Origin of the sequence: Plantactinospora solaniradicis, from assembly GCF_042658085.1 — a bacterium.
In the GTDB taxonomy this organism is placed as follows: domain Bacteria; phylum Actinomycetota; class Actinomycetes; order Mycobacteriales; family Micromonosporaceae; genus Plantactinospora; species Plantactinospora solaniradicis.
The window spans coordinates 1-19,324 of sequence record NZ_JBHSPR010000097.1; the positions used below are offsets into that span (position 1 = coordinate 1).

16 protein-coding genes are annotated in these 19,324 nt (G+C 68.4%); 6 read left to right on the forward strand and 10 right to left on the reverse strand.

Translation table 11 applies throughout. The features are described from left to right. Positions 1-227 precede the first annotated feature (227 nt). The 3 genes from ACFP2T_RS46425 (at position 228) to ACFP2T_RS46435 (ending at position 1,624) form a co-directional block, all read left to right on the forward strand. Positions 228-797 (forward strand): NADAR family protein, encoded by a 570-nt coding sequence (locus ACFP2T_RS46425; protein WP_377434069.1) that lies wholly within the window; start codon positions 228-230, stop codon positions 795-797. 145 nt (positions 798-942) lie between these two features. Beyond that, positions 943-1,326: a VOC family protein gene (locus ACFP2T_RS46430; protein WP_377434070.1), complete on the forward strand. Its 384-nt coding sequence runs from the start codon at positions 943-945 to the stop codon at positions 1,324-1,326. Continuing rightward, positions 1,307-1,624 (forward strand): DUF1905 domain-containing protein, encoded by a 318-nt coding sequence (locus tag ACFP2T_RS46435; protein ID WP_377434073.1) that lies wholly within the window; start codon positions 1,307-1,309, stop codon positions 1,622-1,624. Before ACFP2T_RS46430 ends, ACFP2T_RS46435 begins: the two co-directional genes overlap by 20 nt. Before the next feature lie 184 nt (positions 1,625-1,808). On the opposite strand, the gene ACFP2T_RS46440 is transcribed toward ACFP2T_RS46435, so the two are convergent. From ACFP2T_RS46440 to ACFP2T_RS46450, 3 genes are all read right to left on the reverse strand, one after another. After that, entirely contained in the window at positions 1,809-2,600 is a 792-nt protein-coding gene (locus ACFP2T_RS46440) for a hypothetical protein (RefSeq protein WP_377434076.1), read from the reverse strand. A 345-nt stretch (positions 2,601-2,945) separates the two neighbouring features. Next, positions 2,946-4,130 carry an epoxide hydrolase family protein gene (locus ACFP2T_RS46445; protein WP_377434095.1) on the reverse strand — a complete coding sequence of 395 codons (1,185 nt, stop codon included), beginning with the start codon at positions 4,128-4,130 and terminating at the stop codon, positions 2,946-2,948. 584 nt (positions 4,131-4,714) lie between these two features. Then, entirely contained in the window at positions 4,715-5,284 is a 570-nt protein-coding gene (locus ACFP2T_RS46450; protein ID WP_377434077.1) for a dihydrofolate reductase family protein, read from the reverse strand. A 491-nt stretch (positions 5,285-5,775) separates the two neighbouring features. Here ACFP2T_RS46450 and ACFP2T_RS46455 point away from each other — a divergent pair, with 491 nt between their 5' ends. Both ACFP2T_RS46455 and ACFP2T_RS46460 read left to right on the forward strand, forming a co-directional pair. Beyond that, complete coding sequence (locus ACFP2T_RS46455; protein ID WP_377434079.1) at positions 5,776-6,381, forward strand: acyl-CoA-like ligand-binding transcription factor; 606 nt, start codon at positions 5,776-5,778, stop codon at positions 6,379-6,381. 18 nt (positions 6,382-6,399) lie between these two features. Next, positions 6,400-7,092: a DUF998 domain-containing protein gene (locus tag ACFP2T_RS46460; protein WP_377434080.1), complete on the forward strand. Its 693-nt coding sequence runs from the start codon at positions 6,400-6,402 to the stop codon at positions 7,090-7,092. Between the two features lie 255 nt (positions 7,093-7,347). Here ACFP2T_RS46460 and ACFP2T_RS46465 read toward each other — a convergent pair whose 3' ends face one another. From ACFP2T_RS46465 to ACFP2T_RS46495, 7 genes are all read right to left on the reverse strand, one after another. Then, on the reverse strand, positions 7,348-7,749 hold the full coding sequence (locus tag ACFP2T_RS46465) for a nuclear transport factor 2 family protein (RefSeq protein ID WP_377434081.1): 402 nt from the start codon (positions 7,747-7,749) through the stop codon (positions 7,348-7,350). Positions 7,750-8,273: 524 nt separating this feature from the next. Continuing rightward, positions 8,274-10,781: an Hsp70 family protein gene (locus ACFP2T_RS46470; protein ID WP_377434082.1), complete on the reverse strand. Its 2,508-nt coding sequence runs from the start codon at positions 10,779-10,781 to the stop codon at positions 8,274-8,276. Between the two features lie 395 nt (positions 10,782-11,176). After that, a complete protein-coding gene (locus tag ACFP2T_RS46475) occupies positions 11,177-12,367 on the reverse strand; it encodes a protein kinase domain-containing protein (protein ID WP_377434083.1) in 1,191 nt (396 codons plus the stop codon). 11 nt (positions 12,368-12,378) lie between these two features. Next, positions 12,379-15,831: a protein kinase domain-containing protein gene (locus ACFP2T_RS46480; protein ID WP_377434086.1), complete on the reverse strand. Its 3,453-nt coding sequence runs from the start codon at positions 15,829-15,831 to the stop codon at positions 12,379-12,381. Position 15,832: 1 nt separating this feature from the next. After that, positions 15,833-16,495 carry a DUF7019 family protein gene (locus ACFP2T_RS46485; RefSeq protein ID WP_377434088.1) on the reverse strand — a complete coding sequence of 221 codons (663 nt, stop codon included), beginning with the start codon at positions 16,493-16,495 and terminating at the stop codon, positions 15,833-15,835. A 144-nt stretch (positions 16,496-16,639) separates the two neighbouring features. Continuing rightward, the gene (locus ACFP2T_RS46490; protein WP_377434090.1) at positions 16,640-16,837 is read right to left on the reverse strand and encodes a hypothetical protein; all 198 of its coding nucleotides are present in this window, start codon (positions 16,835-16,837) and stop codon (positions 16,640-16,642) included. A gap of 97 nt (positions 16,838-16,934) precedes the next feature. Beyond that, positions 16,935-17,243, reverse strand: coding sequence for an integrase core domain-containing protein (locus tag ACFP2T_RS46495; protein ID WP_377434093.1), 309 nt, complete (start codon positions 17,241-17,243; stop codon positions 16,935-16,937). On the opposite strand from ACFP2T_RS46495, the gene ACFP2T_RS46500 reads away from it, so the two are divergent. Then, a complete protein-coding gene (locus ACFP2T_RS46500; RefSeq protein ID WP_377434097.1) occupies positions 17,176-17,664 on the forward strand; it encodes a hypothetical protein in 489 nt (162 codons plus the stop codon). The two genes, ACFP2T_RS46495 and ACFP2T_RS46500, sit on opposite strands and share 68 nt — an antisense overlap. Positions 17,665-19,324: the final 1,660 nt, after the last annotated feature.

The window sequence follows — 19,324 nt, forward strand, 5'->3', positions numbered from 1 at the left end:
ACCGCCTGGAGCCATCTACAACCCACCGCTTGACACCAAAGAACCTGGGATGTCTGCCGCGAGGTGGGCGCTGCTGGCCGTCCATCGCAGTCATCGTCTGGCCGAGTTCCGACTACGGTCAGCTGCTCGACCGTCTGGCGGCGTTCCAGAACGCACCCGGTGTTGCCGATCCCAGCTCTGCGGAAATGCCGGGTGCGCCGGCGCGGCGGTAGGGCAGACTCGCCGACATGCTCGCATCAGTTCGCAGCGTCGCTGATCTGGCCGCGGCCCAAGCGCAGGGTCAGCGGCTCAGGTTTCTGTTCTTCTGGGGACATCGGCCCGAGCGCGACGGAGGCGTGGGCGCGGGATGCTTGAGCCAGTGGTGGCCAGCACCGTTCACCGCTGACGGGCACGAGTTCCCGACCGCCGAGCACTACATGATGTGGCGCAAGGCAACACTGTTCGACGACTACCCGATAGCTGAGCGGATCCTCGTCGCGCCGCATCCGCACGCCGCCAAGACCCTCGGCAGCCAGGTCGCCGGCTTCGATCAGCGAGCATGGAACGAACACCGCCTTCCGATCGTAGTCAGCGGCAACCTGGCGAAGTTCGGCCAGCATCCAGCCCTGCAAACCTTCCTACTCGGCACCGGACGGCGAATCCTCGTCGAAGCCAGCCCCGTCGACCGCGTCCGGGGCATCGGGTGCGCCCACGACGATCCAGCCGCGAAGCAGCCGGATCGCTGGCGCGGGCTCAACCTGCTCGGCTTCGCGCTCATGCAGGTACGGGAAGCCCTCAAGGAGCGATCGGGTAAGTAATCCTCCCTGAGCTTCGTGCACGGATCTGCCGCCACCCGTGCGCGCCATCCAGCCCGAGCGGTCACGCTCCGTAGCCCGGCCTCCGGGTCGGTCGACGTCCGGAACTGCCGATGACAGCGCGCCTCGTCTCACGTACGTTGGCGCCATGGCGACCTATTGGACCTTGGGGTGCGACGCCGACGATCCTCAGCGGCTCGCCGCCTTCTGGGCGTTCGCCCTTGGGTATGTCAAGGAGTCCGGGTTCGATGAGCCCGACAACGCGTCCGTCGTGGACCCCGATGGCAGGGGGCCCGCGATTGGTTTCCTGAAGGTGCCCGAGGGCAAGTCCGCCAAGAACCGGATGCATATCGACGTCCGGGTGGCGGGTCCAGGCCCATGGGATATGGACGAGCGCGCACGGCTGATCCGGCAGAAGCTGCCCGAACTGGTAGCCGCTGGCGCGACGGTGGTCCGGGAGGAGTGGTACGACGACGCCTTGGGACACGTCGTCATGCAGGACCCCGAGGGCAATGAGTTCTGCGTCGCCTGATGCCGTGATGGAGTGCGAGTTCGAGGGCGTGGTGTGGGAATGGCGAGGGCCGTCCCCGTACCACTTCGTGACGGTGCCGCCCGAGTGCGCCGACGTCGTGCGCCAGCTGGCATCGGCGGTCACATACGGCTGGGGCATGGTGCCCGTCGAGGTTCGGCTCGGGCGGAGCCGATGGCGGACCTCGTTGTTTCCCAAGGACGGCGGCTACGTGCTGCCGCTGCGGCACTCGGTGCGCAAGAACGAGGAGATTGCCCTCCACGACATCGTGCACGTCCGCCTGATCGTGCTCGCGGGATAGCAGCCGCACATCGCCGCACCGGACGGAGTCATCGCCGACTCCATTGCTACAGCGGCCGAGTAGAGCGGGCACGCCATCCGGCGGCATCCGGACCTGCCGCCGATCGTGGGCGCCGGCGCCGTCGGAGCGTCCGTCACCATCGGTAGTCGCCAGCCGTGGTACTTCCAAGCGCATGGACGTCCGCTCATGCCGAAGAGCGGAAGCCGTCAGCGAAGCGGAAGCTCGGGCCTGGTGGACGGCTATCGACGCGCAGGTCGCTGAGGATGGGGGCGAGTCGGGCTGCAAGAGGCGCATCGGCGAGCGTGAGTTCCGCGATCAGCGCAGCCGTAGCCGCGGAGAGAGCGCGGGTGAGCTCGGCCTCGTCGAGCGCACGGACCAGGGTGGTGTTCAGCGGCGCGGTCACTTCTGAGGGGAGCAGGTGGGCGCCTTTCGCGTAGCTGGTGGGATGACCGAGGCGCAAGCAGGCCAAGGCGAGAACCTGGCCGCGTAGGGCGCTGATCCACTGCTCGGCCTGCCACCAGCGGTGTCGTTGGATACATATCCACGCGTGCAGGGCGTGGTGCCATCCCAACCCGGCCAGAGTCCGCCGACAGGGGGACGGATCTTCCTTCGCCTGTGCGGGATGCCCGAAGACGGTATGCCAGTTCGGACCATGCGGCCCGAACTCCGCAGCCGGGGTGAACCCGATGTCCACTTCGAGCATGTCGGGAAGCAGGAACACCAGGTACACCGACGAGCCGGACGGCAAGTCCCAGTGATGAACGGCGGCGAAGTCACGGTAGAGCAGTTCAGTCCAGCGGTGCATGGCTGAATCCAGCGGACCTTCGATACCGAACGCCAGGTCGATGTCCGACCACCGGTCGCCGCCGTCGACGGCGTGGGATCCGGTGATGGCGGCCCCGACGACAGCGGGGTCATCTTCGGCTAAGCCGAGCAACTGCTCCCGGATCGAGTCACGCCTGCCGACGGAGAACACCGCGCCACCCTATCGCCTCGATTCCGAGGACATGTGCGTTTGTGTCGGCCTGCAAGGCATTCTCTTTTGCCGCCGATCGTGCACGTCGCACACCAACGCCCTCGTTACTCTCCGTGCACTGTCGTTCAAGGTGTCGGACGCACGCTCGTGCCGATGATCGTGCATCGCCGCCAGCGTCAATTCACGGATCCAGTTGGTCACTCAAGTGTTGACCGGGTGGCTGGCAGGTGCAGCCGCCGGTTGACTTGCTGCTGCGGTGCCGGTTGAGGGTGGTCGGCCAGGGCCGCTTCCGGTGGACTCACGGAGGTCAAGGGTTGAAGCGTGCTCGTAGTAATTTTGGGGCCGTCAGACAGGTGCGTTCTCGGTCTCGCGAAGCGTCCGGATGAACCGTTGTATGTCGTTGACGAGGAGTCTCGGTTGCTCCATCGCTGCAAAGTGTCCGCCGCGGTCGTGCTCTGTCCATTGCACGATGTTGTTCGTGCGGTCCGCGATGTGCCGTAGTGGGATGAAGTTGTCCTGCGGGAAGACTGCCAGCGCTGTTGGTACGGGCGACGGTTCCGGGGGGTTTCCCCAGTAGTCGGCGTGTGCCCGTTCGAAGTAAATGCGGGCGGAGGAGCCGGCTGTGCCGGTCAGCCAGTAAAGCATCACGTTGGTGAGCATTTGGTCGCGGTCGACGGCGTCCTCTGGGAGGTCCTTAGAGTCGGTCCACTCCTTGAACTTTTCGACGATCCAGGCCAGTTGAGCCACTGGCGAGTCGGTCAGACTGTATGACAGCGTCTGTGGACGGGTGGACTGAAGGTCGGCATATCCCTGACGCTCACGGCTCCAGGCCTTCATGCGTTCCCAGGAGGTCAGCGTGCGCTCGCGCTCTTTCGGGCTCAGCGCCGCCAGCTCGTGCGGGGCGGGTTCCTGAGCCTGGAACGAGTTGGGCAGCAGGTTGAGGTGCACGCCGATGACCCGGTCGGGCCGGGAGCGGCCGAGCTCTCGGGAGATGATTGCTCCCCAGTCGCCACCCTGCACTGCGTACCGCTCGTATCCGACACGTTCCATGAGCACGGCGAACGCGGCGGCTACCCGCTTGAACTCCCAGCCTGCCTGCGTCGTGGGCCCGGACAGGCCGAAGCCCGGGATGCTCGGGAGCACGAGGTGCACGGCGTCATCGGGATCGCCGCCGTGCGCCCGCGGATCGGTGAGCGGGCCGATGACCTTGGCGAACTCGACGATTGAGCCGGGCCAGCCGTGCGTCATGAGCAGCGGGGTCGCTTCCGGCTCGGGTGAGCGGAGGTGAGCGAAGTGAATGGTGGCTCCGTCAATGCTGGTGGTGTACTGGGGCCATCGGTTCAGTTCGGCCTCCGCAGACCGCCAGTCGTAGGCGTGCCGCCAGTAGTGCGCGAGTTCCTTGAGGTAGTCGCGCGGGACCCCGTATGCCCAGCCCACGCCGGGCAGTTCGTCGGGCCAACGGGTGCGGTCGAGGCGCTCGTGGAGATCGTCCAGATCGCGTTGTGAGACGGCGATGCGAAACGGATGGATCGCGTCGTCAGCTGCGAGATCATGTCGTGCATGATATGTCGGGCATGTCCTCGGCCGGCGCAGGGCATCCTCGCCCCAGACCAACCGCCGACCAGCATTCGCGGCAACGCGGCCGTTCAACCAAGATCAGGTGCACGGATCTGCCGCCGAGCGGGCGCGCTGGACACCCGCACCCCGTCACTCTCCGTACGCCATCGTCCAGCTCCCGAACGCACGCTCGTGCCGATGAGCGGATATCCGATGCGGTCGAGTCGGTGTAGGCGTAGCACACCAGATCAGCCCGCGGTCTCCATCGGGTCGTCAAGCTATGCCGACCTGGTCGCGTACCTCGCCAGCCCTGTCGCCGACCACATCACAGGCGCCACCATCCGAATCGACGGCGGCTACTACGACAAGTGGGCAAGACGGTTAGAACCAGCGCGGCCTGTTCGGGGCGGTGGCGGAGGGGAACGGCGTGCGATTCTTGTCCGACGTGGACGGCGCGGGGCTGAGCGACGGGGCGGCTCGGGCGCTCGCAAGGAGTCCAGCGCAAGGTTGAGACGCCCTCCCGCGGCTGACCGCGTCTCCGGGGTTCGACCGATTCGCTAATTCAGGATCCGGTACCGCAGGTGAGTGGCGTGCCGGGACTCGATCACCTCGGCCCGCTCCAGTTGAATCGGACCCCCAAAGCGCTCGAACAGCTGGGTACCGCTGCCAAGGATCACCGGCGCGACGTGGAGGAACAGCTCGTCGACCAGCCCTGCCGCCAGCGCCTGCTGGATGATGCTGGCACCGCCCATGATGTGCACCAGCTTGTCCCCAGCGGCCACGCTCGCCTGCTCGATGGCGTGCTCGATGCCCTCGGTGACGAACGTGAACGTGGTCTCCCCCTTCACGACCACGTCGTGCGGGCGGTGGGTAACCACGAACACCGGCAGCCGGTAGAACCCGTCCTCCACTGCCCAGCCTGCGGTCTCGTCGTACACCTTCCGGCTGGTGATGATCGACCCGGCGATCTGGCGCTCCTCCCCGAAGGCGAAGTCCATAGCCCGGCTCTCCTCGACCCAGGCCTGTATGACGTCGCCGCCTTCGCCTAGTCCGGGGTACCGGTCGAGGTTCGGGCCGGTGACGTAGCCGTCCAGCGACATCGAGATGTTCGCCTCTACCTTGGCCATGCCAGCTCTCCTTCAGGTAATGGGTCGCGGCCCATCGTTGCGTCCGACGCCGACACCGCTGCCGGAAACCGATCGGCGTTTCCATGCGCGTGGGCACGAGGCGCGCTGCGCGGAGCCCGGAAACGTGGCGGACGTGGTTGGCCTGAATGGACCGGCGCGTGGTCCAGTCCGGTCAGGGTACTCACGTTCTCGTGATCGTGGTGGATCGTTGGCGCACATGAGCAGGTCGGTGCCGCGTAGGCAGGACTCACCACCGCGAAGACCGAGCCGAGTGCGAGCACCGCTGTACCTGCTAGAACCGGTACCAGTTTTCCGGCTACCGATTGCCCTCCTCTGCCGAAGCGCGATTACCGGAGCGTCAGGCCGGCAAGAACGTCGTGTGGCTTTGTCGCCGCCACCAGCGGTGTGGGTGATCGGCCGGACCATAACGCGCAGCATTTCTGCGTGATCAGCAATCTTGCGTGACTCGCAGGAATGTGTACGATGGATGCGTGAACCTCGGCCTGCGCGAGCGCAAGAAGATGGAGACCCGCCAGGCGTTGGGCTACGCCGCGATGCGCCTGGCGGTGGAACGAGGGCTGGACAACCTCCTGGTCGAGGACATCGCCGCCGCGGCCAATGTGTCGCCCCGCACGTTCAACAACTACTTCTCCAGCAAATACGAAGCGATCTGCGCCCTGGCGGTCGACCGGGCCGGGCGCGCGGGGGATGCCTTGCGTCAGCGCCCTCCGTCCGAACCATTCTGGGAGGCGATCATCGGCGCGGTCCTCGCCGAATACGCCGGCATGGACGAGGCGCCCGACCCACAATGGACCGCCGGGGTACGCCTCGTCACAAGCTCTCCACTGTTGGTGGGCGAGTACCTGAAGGCGAATGCCGTCATGCGACAGACCCTCGCCGAGGCGATCGCCGAACGACTCGGCCTCGACGCGAACCGCGACATGTTTCCCGAGATCGTGGCCGGCGCGGTCGTGGCCGCGTACGAGGTGGCCACCGATCACTGGCTCAACGCAGATCCCCCGACGGCTTTGGCGCCGTCGATCCGCCAGGCACTACGCCAGCTCGCAGACGGACTGCCCATCCCCTCATCCGACTAGCGATCCTCGGAGACCGACATGTTCCGCCGTATCTCCCTGCTGTGCGGTGCGATCGCAGGACCGCTGTTCATGCTCGTCCTCCTCGTCCAGGGGGCCACTCGCGAGGACTACGACCCGATTCGCCACCACGGCAGCTCCCTGGAGTTGGGCAGCAGTCTCGGCTGGGTCCAACAGGCCAACTTCGTCGTCGCCGGGTCGCTCATGCTCATCTTCGCCCTCGGCCTGCCCGGCGCCTTGCGAGAACGCGGACGCCGTTCGACCTCGGGACCGTTGCTGATCGGCGTCTGGGGGTTGGGACTGCTCGGGGCAGGCGTCTTTCTCGACGACCCGGTCAGTGGCTACCCACCCGGGACACCGGCCATGACCGTGCCACCCACCACACACGGCGACCTGCACGGCAAGACATCCCTCGTCGGGTTCCTGGCGCTGACCGCCGCGTACTTCGTCTTCGCTCGACACTTCGCCGCGTGGGGCAAACGCCGATGGGCGCTCTATTCGACGCTCAGTGGCGTCCTGTTCCCCATCGGGTTCGTCCTGTTCGTCGCGGCCTCCCTCCAGGCAGAAGGACTCGTCGACGTCGGCGGCCTGATCCAACGCCTGACGGTCACCGTCGCCTGGGCCTGGTTGACGCTGCTGGCCGCCCACCTCCTTCGGGCACCGCAGGAAATCCGCGACGCGGCCTACACCGGCGATGTCGCGCCGACCTCGTAACCACGCGTATCGCAGGTAACCCGCGATGACGGCGGAGCAGCCCGCGGTCACAGTCATCCACCACGCGATGGCGGCAACGTAGTAGGACCGGCACTGCACGTGGGCGTGTACGCGTGACCCACCGGAAGACCCTCGCGTGGCGGAGGAACGGTGCGAGGTAGCCGAGGGGGGCGAAGGAGATGACGACCCTTGGTGAGCCACGGGGACGATGCGCAGCGGCGGACTTCGAGCAGGACATGACCAATCGAGATCGTGTCACGAGCTTCCGTCAGGCCCGAATGTCTCAGTGGCCAACTGGGTGTCCATGTACTCACGGACCTCCTGGATGAGTCCGTCCTGGAATCGAAAGACCCAGCAGTAGTTGTTGTCGTACCTACGACCGTCAGCCAACTCGTTGCGTCCCGAGTGTTCCACCACCACGAAGTCGCCGTCACCGTGGATGCAATGCACCTCAACGCTCGACGACGGGCTGAGCGTTTCCCGCGCCCCTCCGAACAGTGTGTCCACCACCAGTTGCTTGCCTTCAAACGTCCGGGACCACTGACTGACACCCATCCAGCGCCAGGTGACGTCCTCGGCCATCGCGTCGAAGAGCGGCCCGACTCGGCGCTGCGACATTGAGCTCATGATGTCCCGCACGCGTTCCTTAGGATCCATGAGTCGAAACGGTATCGGCCACGCACGGATCTGCCGCCGACCGTGCGCGGCGGCGCGCAGCAGCCCGCCATCACACACCGTAGCGGCCTCTGTCGTCGCTCAACATCCTGATCTGCCGATGAGCGGATGCCTCGCGCCGTCGGCGCGGCGTGGACGTCGGCTGTTCCACTGCGGCTGGCAACAGCCAGGTTTGAACCGGCCGTCTCTGCGGGCGCGAGCCATACAACCCAGTACGCTCCTCCCCACCCCCGTGAGGGTGTTCCGCCGACCACCGCCGAGCTGGTCAATCTCGGAGCCCAGCCCGCCCGACAAGGTCGGAATTGACCGACTCCGATGTCGGTGGGGACCGTCATACTGGGGCCGTGAACTCCGAGTATGGACGGGTGGAGGTCGTAGGCACCGGCGTGACGGGTAGCCTCACCCGAGCCGCGACCTATCTCCAGCAGCTCTCCCAAAATGCGTGCAATGTTGACGATCTCCTCACTCATCTCGGGGAGGCGATCGCGTCCGCTCGCCTGACTTCGTTACGGGCCATCGGGATCGGGGGATGCGGAGGCGGCGTACGCCCGGACGCTTGCTACCTCCCACCGCTGCACCGTGTCTCCGACGCAGAGCGCGATGGTGCGACTGTCCGGGCTGAAGGACAAGCCTGCGCCCTTAACCCCTGACGGTCCGCCCCAGGGCACCGGCGCGATGTGCCGGCGGGTGGTCATGTCCCACAGCCGGATCGTCCGTTCTTGTCCGCTGCTGCTAGCCAGCGTCGTCCCGTCCGGGGCGAAGGCCAGGCTGAAAACACCGCCGGCGTGCCGGCCGAGTACGGCGATCTGGTGACGGGTGTCGGCGTTCCACAGCCGGACAGTGCCGTCCATCCCGCCGGTCGCCAGGGTCCTACCGTCCGGGCTGAACGCTATCGCCACCCCCGGATCGGCGGCCACATCCATGGTCGCCGGAAACTCGCTGGCCGCGAGCTTGCCCGGCTGTCGGAGGGTGCGCGCGTCCCAGAGCAGGACGTTTCCCGCACCGCCGTCGGTGGCCAGCAACCGGCCGTTCGGACTGAACACCGCGTGCCGCATCACTCCCGTGTGGTCACTCCGCACCGCACCGAGCGGCCGCCACCCGGAGACGGCCCACACCAGTGCCGAATCGTTCGAGCCGAGACAGGCGATGAACCGGTCGTTCCGCGGGCTGAACGCCAGGCAGGAGGCCTGTCCTGTGTCGCTGATCCGTTTTATCCGCCGGCCGCTCGCCACGTCCCAGACCTGGATGTAACCGAACGCTCCCGAGTCGTGCGTGGCTAGCGTCCGCCCGTCCGGGTTGAACGCCGCCGCCGCGAAGTCCTCTCTGGCGTCCGGGCCTGCGGCGCCGCCCGGAGCTGTGTGGGTTTCGCTGCCGACCTGCAATGGCCGCCCGATCGGCGCCAGCTCGGGAAACGTGAACGTCCGAATGGTGTACTGATCGATCGCGGCGAGGCGCCGGCCGTCCGGGCTCAGCACCACGGTGTGCGCCGCAGTGCCGGTTGGCAGCTCCAGCACGGTCGGCTGCGGCGGCGAGGCCGAGCGGGTGGGAGTGGTGGTCGCCGCACCGCCGGACCGGCCGGCGCCGTCGAGCGGCACGATGTTCCACACCGTGTAGCCGAGCAGCGTGAGCACCACGACACCGGCCGCGAGACCGTATCGCCTACGCCGGCGGGAGCCCGGTGTGCCGGGCGTTGCGGGCCGGACCTCTGGCGCCGCACCGGCATCCGACGGCGGGCCGGCGGTTACGGGAATCGCGAGTACGGGCTCCAGCGGCACCGCGACCACCGGCGTTGGTGTTGCCGGGTCCGACGGCACAGACTCCGGCTCCGGGGCGGAGGTCGGCCCCGACTCGGCGGGGTGTGACGCTGGCGCGGAGGTCGACCTCGACTCGGCCGATGGCTCCAGGGTCGGGACGGGCTCGGGTGCCGGCAGATCGATCCGGGCCGGCAGCGGCGCATGGACGCTGCCGCCGGCCACCACCAGCTCCGGCTGCTCGAACAGCACCGGCGGTAGGCCGAGCCGTCGGTGCAGCAGCGTGCCGACCAGCGGCATCCGGCTCGCCCCGCCGACCAGGAACACGCCGGCCAGCTCGGCCGGTGCCACCTCGGCTGCGGCGAGCACCCGGGCCGCCACCGACACGGTCCGGCCCAGGATCGGTTCGGCGAGCCGGTCGAGCTGCTCCCGACCCAGCAGCGCCTCTCCGTCGAGGAACGGCACATGCAGCGTGACGCTTGAGGTGCGGGACAGCATCTCCTTGCCGCCCCGGACGTCGTCCCAGAACATCCAGGACGCCCGCCGGTCGGCGGCGGTGGTCGGCTGAAGCAGCCGGGACCAGGCCGCCCCGTCCCGGGCCCGGTAGACCTCGCCGAGGCTGGTCATCAGCGCCGCGTCAATGTCTAGCCCGCCGACGTCGTCCAGCCCGCCGCTGGACAGCACCTCGAAGCCGTCCGCCGTGCGGCGTACCACGGTGGCGTCGAACGTGCCGGCGCCCAGGTCGTACACCATCGCGATGGAACCGGCCGGGAGCCGGCGGCCGGCGATGGTGAGGAAGTAGTTGGCCGCCGCGACCGGCTCAGTGACCAACGCCGGCTCGGCGAACACGGCGGTCGCGGCGGCGAGCAGGGTCTGCCGTCGCTGCTGTCCCCAGGAGACCGGATGGGTGAGTACTGCCCGACGCACCCGCTGCCCAGCGACCATGTCGGCCTCGACAGCGACCCGGCGCAGCACCGCGGCGATCAGGTCGGCCACCGGTACGGTCCGGCCGCCCAGCAGCACCGTGCCATGGTCGATACATCGCTTCGGCGCCGGCTCGAACCGCTCCGGATGGATACGCGCCGAGCGCAGCGCGTCCTGGCCGGTCAGCAGCCCGCCGTCGGAGTCGGCGAAGACCGCCGACGGCAGCAGTGGCGAGCCGTCGAACAGCAGTGGGCGAGTCCGTGCTCCCGGCCCGGCGAGCACGGCGGCGGTGTTCAACGTGCCGAAGTCGACGCCGACCCACACTCCATCGACGACCACGCTGCCACTGTATGCCGCCCAGTCGCGCCGGAACCGTCTGTGGCAAGCATTCCTTGCTGAGACTGGCGGTCCCGGAGCATGGCCGGCCGGCTCGACCGTTGTGGTGGCGGGCGTCCGGCGAGTTGCTTCATGTGCTCACGGACGTGCCGATGGCCGTCATCGCTTCGCTCTACGCGGTCGTCATGCTGGTTGTCGGTGATTTGCTTGCCGTGAGTCACGTGGGGTTGCCGATTGGGGCGGCGACCGTGGGAGGGCACCCCCAATACCGCGCACTCTCATGCCGCGATCCGCGCGCATCGGAGCGTCATGCCGAACTGACCTGCCAGGCGTCCTGACAAGCCGAGAGCAGTGTGCCAACACCGCCGGCTCCGACGTTCAGACCGCCGACCTAGCTGTCAGAGTGCCATCTCCAGCGCGTTAGCCAGCTCTGCGGCTGTCGTGATCTCTATGCCGGGTTTGTCGACCAATGCGGCGTCGACGACGGCCGCCAGTCGCCGAGGGACAGTAGGGAGCCTGTCGCGGATGCGGACCGGGGGCTCACGCAGCACTACGGCTACCGGGTCGCCCGCCAGCGGGAAGTCGCGAGGGGTGGTGCCCGTAAGCATCCAGTACAGGCAGGCCGCTGCCGCCCACACGTCAACCGCCGGGCGTGCGTTCCGGTAGTCGATCAGCTGGGGCCGGGGCATGAAGGCGACCGAGCCGGCCACCGCACCCGTTCGCGTACATCCGGACAGGCCGGCCTTCTCGAACGCCTTGGCCAGGCCGAAGTCCGCCACCTTCACTGCCCCGTTGGCGTCGAGCAGGAGGTTCTGGGGCTTGACGTCCCGGTGCACCAACCCCCTGGCGGTGACGACGCTGCCGTCGGCCAACCGGGCTGGTACTGGCGCGGTGTGCGCGTACTCGATCCCGGCGAGGGCCTGTAACGCAATCGGCACCGCCTCGTCCACCGGCAGCCGGCCGCCGCGCCGGGCCACCAGTTCGTCCACGTTACCGCCCGCACAGTACTCGCAGGTGAAAAAGAGTTGGGCATCGCTGGGGCCACTGCTGTGGAACGTCACGATGTTCGCGTGACGCAGCGCGCGCGTGCTCTCGAGTTCACGTAGGAACCTATCGCGCACGCTCGGGTCGACAGCCACGCCCGGCAGCAGTACCTTCACCGCCACGAACTCCTCGCCGTGGCTGGCCAGGTACACCACGCCCTGCGCGCCGCTGCCCAGTTGTCGCAGGACGCGGTAGCCACGCAGCTCCGACAGGTCCGGTTCTTCCGCCTTGGCCGCCGCGAGCAGCGCGCCTATGATCCCGAACGACCCGTCGACCCGGATCACCGCGTCGCCGACCTGGATCGCGTCGCCGGTCGCCAGCTCTCGTTCGAGGACCGCTGTGCCGTTGACTTGGGTGCCATTGCGGCTGCCCAGGTCCCGGACCCGCACCTGCGGGGGGTCGATCTCGATTAGACAGTGCCGGCGGGACACCTGGGGCTCGTCGAGCCGGAGGTCGCAGGTCGCGGCGCGGCCGACCAGGACGGTTGCGGGATCGGCGAAGTCGAGCTTCCTGCTCCCCGCGCGGCTGTGCACCGTCAGGGTCACCGGCGTCGTGGTCATCGGTCATCCTCGGGGAATGCGTAGTCCCAGTCGAGCTCCCACACCAGCACGGTCCCGCCCGACCCGCCCGAGAGTGCGCGGCGGCCGTCCGCGCTCAGCGCCACGGACCTGATCGGGCCGGTATGGCCCTCGAGCACCCGCAGGCACGCGCCGGTCCGCAGGTCCCACACTCGCACGCTCATGTCGTCCCCGGCGGACAGGGCGAAGAGCCCGTCGTGGCTTACCGCAATTGACTCAACGATGCCGAGGTCCCCGGTCAACCTGTGCAGCTGCCGACCGGTTCGCAGGTCCCACACACTGACTGTGCGGTCGGTGCCGCCAGCGAGGACCAGGCTACTGTCGGGGCTTACCGCGATCGCGCGCAGGTCCGAGGTGCTGGTCTGCAGCGTGCGCTGGCGTCGGCCGGTCCGCAGGTTGCGCACGTCGACGGCCTTGGCCCGCTCGCCCGCGGAGAGTGCGTAGCGTCCGTCCGGGGTGATCGCGAGGAGTCCGCTGCGGACTCTCCGGGTCCGGCGGCAGCGCCCGGTGCGCAGATCCCAGATTCGCAGTGCCGGGCCTGCGTACAGGTTGTCGCCCGTCATCGCCGTCGCGCCGTCTGGGCTGATGCTGATGTTTGGCCAAGACCGGTGTGTGAGCCGGTGCAGCAGACGCCCGGTGTCGAGGTCCCACACGAAGGCGTGGTCCTCGGAGCCCGCCGTCACGGCCACGCGGCCGTCGGCGCTGAGGACGATGTTCTGGACGTCGTGCTGGTGGCCGACCAGTTCGTGCCTGCACTGCCCGGAGGGCACGTCCCACACGAGCAGGCGCCCATCCGGACCGCCGGTCACCACCGAGCCGCCGTCGGGCGAGAGGGCCAGGCAGCCGACGAACACGCGGTGGCCGGCGAGCGTGTGCCGGCGCGTTCCCCTTCGGACGTCCCACACCACCACGTTGGCGTCGGAGTCGGCGGTGACCGCAGTCTCGCCGTCGGCGGACAGGGCGATCGGCACTGTGCCGGCGAGGGCGGCGCGTTGCCAGGCGCCGGGCAGGGTGGTGCGTCTGCCGTGCCGGCCGACCTCGCGCCGGAGCTCCAGCAGTTCAGGGCGGTGCCGGTGGCCGGGCTGCTCGCGAGCAGCCCGCAACTCCTCGGCCGCCTCCGTGGGCCGGCCGGTGTTGATCAGCGTCCGGGCGCGGTCGAGCATGCCCTGCACGGCGCTGGCGTGCTCCACGAGGTCCGCGTGTCCACGGGGCCGTTGGTAGTGCCATGGCGCGCGAGGGCCCGGTGGAAGCCTCCACCACCTGACACGCCGATCGCTGCAGCCGAATGCGGCCATGGTGCCGTCGGCGGTGAGCGCGGTCGCATGCACACCGACTCGCCAGAAGGCGAGCGTCCGCACACAGCGCGGCTCCGCGCTCAGCTCCCACACCTGCCGCCGCCCGTTTGAGAACGCGAGCCGGCCGGCGTCGTCAAGCACTGTCCAGCCCCAGTCGCGGTCGCAGGGCAGGGTCCGTACGACCTCGCCGGTGGCGGTCGCGCACACCCGCAACTCCCGCGCCCGCTGGTCGAACAGCAGCGCCAGCGCACGGTCGCTGCTCAGCGCGACCGTGCCGTCCGACTCCAGCACCCGCACCAGCAAGCCGGTGGCGACCTCCCACACGCGCAGCCGTCCCCGGTCCGCACGCAGCACGAACCGCCCGTCTGCGGTGAGACCGACCTCCGTTTTGGAATTGTGCTCCTCTCGGTCCGCCCACGTGGCCAGGCACCGGCCGGTGCGCACGTGCCACAGCCGCACGGACCCGTCCGCGCTGCCGGTAACGGCCAGGTCGCCGACGATGTCGACCGACGCTCCCCAGCCGCGCACGGCTCCGGGGAGGATCTGTACCCTCCGGCTCGTCGAGAGGTCCCAGACCAATACGGCGCCGTCCGTCCGGGCGGTCACAGCGAGCGCGCCGTCGACCGCGACAGCGGTGACGCGCTGGCGGTCGACCGGCAGCGTCGCGCTGCACGTCCCGGTCGTGGGGTCCCAGATGCGGACCGTCCCGTCGGGAGAGCTGTGGTAGTCGCCCTGGTCGTCGCCCGCGCCGGAAACGATCAGGCCGGCGGCGGTCAGCGCCACCGACCGCACTCTTCCCGTGTGACCGTGAAGCTCGACCGGGGTTCGGTCGGCAGGCTCTCGCTCGGCAGCGGCCAGCGCGGTCGCGACGTCTGGGTCGGCCGGTCGCCGGACGGCCACGGCGCGAAGCCGCTCGACAGCCTCAGCCAACGCGCCGCGCTCCAGGTGGACAAGCCCGAGCAGGTACTCGCCCGTGCCGTCGCCACCCTCGTCCGCGCACACCGCCTCCAACTCGGCCACGAGCTGGGTATCCGTCAGCTGTCCGGCCCGCCAGCGGTGCAGCCCGCGGTTGTACACCGATGGCGCGTGGTGGGGCTGGGCACGCAGTGCCTGCTCCCACAGCTCCTCGGCCCGCGCCACGCGGTCGAGGTCAACCATGGACAGTGCCTGATTGGAGAGCCCGTCGGCGAGCAGGGTGGCCGGCGCTGGCTGTTGCCGGGGGTAGGGCTCACCGGTTATCTTGGCGTAAATGGCGGTCAGCTCATCGGCCAGCGGGTCCATGCGGCGCGGTCGTAGGAGGGGCTCCCGCGTGAGGCAGCGACGCAGCAGGTCTGTCACCGCGGGCGGCATCGGGGGCGGCCCCGGACGCGCCGGCCCGCCGTCGAGGAACGCCGCCAGCGCTTCGGCGCCCGCCTGGCCGTATCCGGCGCCGGGCATGCTGCCGTTAAACATCTCCAGCACGGTCAGCGCCCACGACCACACGTCAGTGGCGCGGGTGAGCTGGCTCCCGCCCGCGCCAACGGCCGCCGCCGCCTGCTCAGGTGAGCAGTACGCCCTCGTCATGCCGCCGTAGCTGGCGACCAGGCTCATGCCCGGCGGCGGGGCGGCCGTCTCGCCGCCGGCCACGCGGGCCTTCGCGAGGCCGAAGTCGGTGACCTTGGCCGTCCACCCACGGTCGACCATCACGTTGGCCGGTTTGACGTCTTGGTGGATCAGCCCGTTGGCGTGTGCGTGCTCAAGCCCCCACGCGACCTGCACCGCCACGTCGAGAATACGCCGGAGTGCCGTTGCCGGACCACGGTCGTAGAGCCGCCCATCCCGGACGGCATCCGCGACACTGCCGCCGTCGACCCACTCGGCGAACACCCTCGGCAGTTCCTCGATCCTGCGGACGTACACGCAGCTCACGGTGTGCGGGTGCATGCCGAGGTTCACCCAGGTTTCCGCCTCGGCCTCGAAGCCGCCGCGCGCGTCGAGGCGCTCCACGAGCGCCGGCCGGGGTGTCTTTACCGCTAGGTCGACCTGCCAGCCGCGGTGGCGGACCCGGTGCACAAGGCCCATCCCGCCGCCGTGCACGACGTCGAGCACCTCGTACTGGTCAAGGACCACCTCGCCGGTCCGCCACACCCGGGTCACGTCAGCCGGCCTGCGCGACGTACAGCGGGCTGCCGAGCAGCACCCACCGCTCGTTCCCGCCGTCCAACTCCGGGTACGGGCTCGGTCCATGAAGCAGCCGCTTCGCAACGAACTCCAGCTTCTGCGTTACCCCACCGAGCCGGGCGTTGGCCCGGTGGACAAGCCCAAGCGCCTCCGGATCATCGTGAGGGACCTGATCCTCGCCCTCTACGAGACCACGCAGCAGCACCGGCATCGAGGACCGCATCGTCCCCCGGCAATCCGTCGGCTGCGCGCCAATGTGATGGTGCAGCGACCCGCCGAGCCCGACGATCGTTCTCTCGCTGCGTCCGCCGAAGTACAGCAGATCAGAGCCCTCCTCGGTTCGCATCGGCCCCCACGCCATCGGCAGAATGCCGCGGAAGTACTGGCCGGGCTCATCCACCGTGCCAACGTCGCCGTGGTCGTCGAGGTATCGCATCACCCGCTCAAGGCGGGCGTACCGATCGGGACCGGATCGCTCCACGCTCCGCTTACCGCCGACGACCTTCAGGTCGAAGGACACCTCCCCGGCGCGCTTGCTCGAGAAACCCGGGTCGACCTGCGCCAGCAGCATGTCAACCTTGCCGTCGCTGATGTACTCGTAGTATCGATGGGACACATCATCAAGGCTACCGATCGCCACCCCGTGTCACCTCCCGTCCACGGCTGATCCACTGCCAGAACTCACGCCAGGGTTCGCGCCCGAAACTACGGCCGACATCATGGGCCCGGTCAGCCAGGTGTTGCGCGGCGGCTCGGTCGGCGTCAGTCAGTACGTCCGAATTGGTCACATGCTGGTCTCGTCGCCGGCCTCGGTCTGCGCTTGCGCCACCTGCTCGACGAGCGCGTTGGTCAGGTCTCGCGCGCCCGCGACGACATTCCGCTCTGGACGACTCGTCGGATCCAGACCACGGGCCCTGGCGTCCTCCCGGATCCGATCAACGTAGTCGTACAGCCAAGCAGCATCGCGGCGGAGGTACCCCACGTCGCGACCGCGTCGGGCTCGAAATTGAGGTTTGGCTACGCCGTGTACCGTGCCAAAACTCGTTCACCGGCCATGACCTGCCGCTTTGAAGATCCTGTCAGGCTGCTCGGTGGTATTCGTTGATCACTCCGTTGAGTCGTCGTCGGCGACGTACGGGCTTGTCCATCGGGATGATGACGGCCGGGTGGTGGTTGGGTGGTAGCTGCTGCCGCCCTTGATGCGGCCGGTGGTTGTTGAAGTGGTCCACGTACTCGCCGATCACGGTCAGCGCGTGCCGCTCGTTGTAGATCAACATTTGGTCGGTGCATTCGTGCCGGAGGCTGCGGCCCCAGCGTTCGATGAAGCAGTTGGCCTGTGGGGTGCGGGAATGGGGTCTTGACCACGGTGATGCCTTCGGCGGCGACAACGTGGTCGAAGGCGGCGGTGTACTTGGTGTCGCGGTCGCGGATCAGGAATCGGAACTGGTTGGCGCGCTCGCCGAGGTCCATGGTGAAGTTGCGGGCCTGCTGGGCTACCCATTGCCCGGTGGGGTGGGCGGTGACGCCGAGGAGGTGGACCCGTCGGGTGGTCACCTCCATAACCACCAGCGCGTAAAGGCGTCGCAGCAGGATGGTGTCGAGGTGGAAGAAGTCGATCGCCAACAGGCCAGCGGCCTGGTTGTGCAGGAAGGTACGCCAGCTGGTGTCCTGATGGCGGGGCGGCGGGCCGACACGTCGGCCGACCAGGATCCGTCGGATCGTGCCCGCTCCGATCCGATGGCCGAGCCGTTGAAGTTCGCCTTGGACGCGGCGGTGCCCCCATCGCGGATTCTCTCCGGCCACCCGTAGCACCAGGTCCCGGATCTCGTCGCTGACCGGTGGCCGGCCGGGCCGGTTGGGGTAGGTCCAGTGGTTTCGTACCAGGCGGCGGTGCCAGTTCAGCAATGTCGCCGGAGTGACGATCCGATGTGCCCGCATCCGGCGGGGCAGCTGGCGGGCGAGGGCGGACAGGATCGCCCGGTCCGGCCAGGACAGCCGCGGCCGGCCGGTGACCTGGCGGCGCAGCACCGCTACCTCATGCCGCAACGCGAGGACCTCGACCAGCAACGCCCTGTCGCGGCGGATCAACAACCCCAGTCCGCCGAACAGGCTGATCATCCCCAGGTACAGCAACCGCACGGCCATACCAGAGATCATCAGCGCGAGCCGAGAACTCCCAGCTCACAGCATGTGCGACGAGTTATGGCACGGTACACGGGCTACAAGAGGTCCACGGCACTGCCACCGGTGTGCAGGTTATCCGTTGCCGGAACGGCAGCTACGCCGTGGAGATCTCCGCCGTACCCGACGACCCAGACCGAGAGCCGTGCGCCGAACACCCCGGCGGACGGGCCGAGGCCAACGACGACGAGATCGCCTCACCAGCCGTCGCACTACCCACTGCTGACGGCGGTAGCCACGCAACGAGCTGATTGGTACCCGGTGCGGCGAGCCTCGGGCCTGACACGGCGAACAAGGCCGCGACCCGAACCACCGGCCAGCACGGCCCCGAGGTGCGGACGGCGCCCGCCTCGCCCTGGGCTCGGCACCGGCCAACGCAGCGACATCCGCATGTTTCGCCGCCACAGCCGGGTGCCATTGAAGCCGCCAAAACAACGTACAGGACCGACATTGAAAGGCCGAGCACGATGACGAGCCCAACTCAGGATCTCGCTTCTCAACTCCCAAGCCGGCGCCAAGACGACCTCCGCCACAGCCGACGCCGACGCGCCGGCCGAACAGGTGAGGCGGTGAACCCGATCGGCAACCCGACGCACGCATCCACCGTCCCGCTGGACCCGTCGGCGCCGTCGAGAGCCGATGGCGCGTTCGAGGAGCGGCCCGGCACCGTCGACGGCATATATGGCTCGGTCAGCCGCACCGGGACGCTGCAGGAGATATGTCGGCAGTTGCTCGACTCTTGCCGGCCGTCGAACGCGACGGCGCAGCGTTGGCTCGTCGGTCGTTGCCTGCTCGCGATGCGCACCGAGCTGGGACTCAAAGCCGAACGACACGGCGAACGGCCAGGACTTGATGGACGCACGGCATGTCGGCACGTCAGCCCAGCCTGCCCCCGGGACGGAACACCCAACGTGCGATCTGATTTGTACAGCTGGTCCCGTATGAGAGGGCGGCCTACGCAGGCTAGCACCCTCGCCTAGAATACAGGTGGCCATGGGATGTCTTCGTCGATCGGCATCCCGAGGTCCTTCAGAGCCATCCTCAACGCCTCACATAGGAGTCGCCGGTTCCGTTCGTCTGGCGTTCGAAGATCATTCTCCCACCTGCAGATCATGGACCGAAGGCACTTGATGCTGGGAGGCTCCAGCCCGTACGACTTGGCGACACGTGCCATCTCGTACGCCAGTCGATGCTGGGTCCACTGACGCTGTTTCCGAGCTCGACGAATGGTCACGTCCACGGGAGTGGTGTACGACTTGCCCGTGATGGGCGTGTTGCGTAGATAGGA

Bases quoted from the DNA above. Each gene is read 5' to 3' on its own strand.
- ACFP2T_RS46425 (WP_377434069.1), top strand. From the start codon at position 228: ATGCTCGCATCAGTTCGCAGCGTCGCTGATCTGGCCGCGGCCCAAGCG.
- ACFP2T_RS46430 (WP_377434070.1), top strand. From the start codon at position 943: ATGGCGACCTATTGGACCTTGGGGTGCGACGCCGACGATCCTCAGCGG.
- ACFP2T_RS46435 (WP_377434073.1), top strand. From the start codon at position 1,307: ATGAGTTCTGCGTCGCCTGATGCCGTGATGGAGTGCGAGTTCGAGGGC.
- ACFP2T_RS46450 (WP_377434077.1), bottom strand. From the start codon at position 5,284: ATGGCCAAGGTAGAGGCGAACATCTCGATGTCGCTGGACGGCTACGTC.
- ACFP2T_RS46460 (WP_377434080.1), top strand. From the start codon at position 6,400: ATGTTCCGCCGTATCTCCCTGCTGTGCGGTGCGATCGCAGGACCGCTG.
- ACFP2T_RS46465 (WP_377434081.1), bottom strand. From the start codon at position 7,749: ATGGATCCTAAGGAACGCGTGCGGGACATCATGAGCTCAATGTCGCAG.
- ACFP2T_RS46500 (WP_377434097.1), top strand. From the start codon at position 17,176: ATGAAGCAGTTGGCCTGTGGGGTGCGGGAATGGGGTCTTGACCACGGT.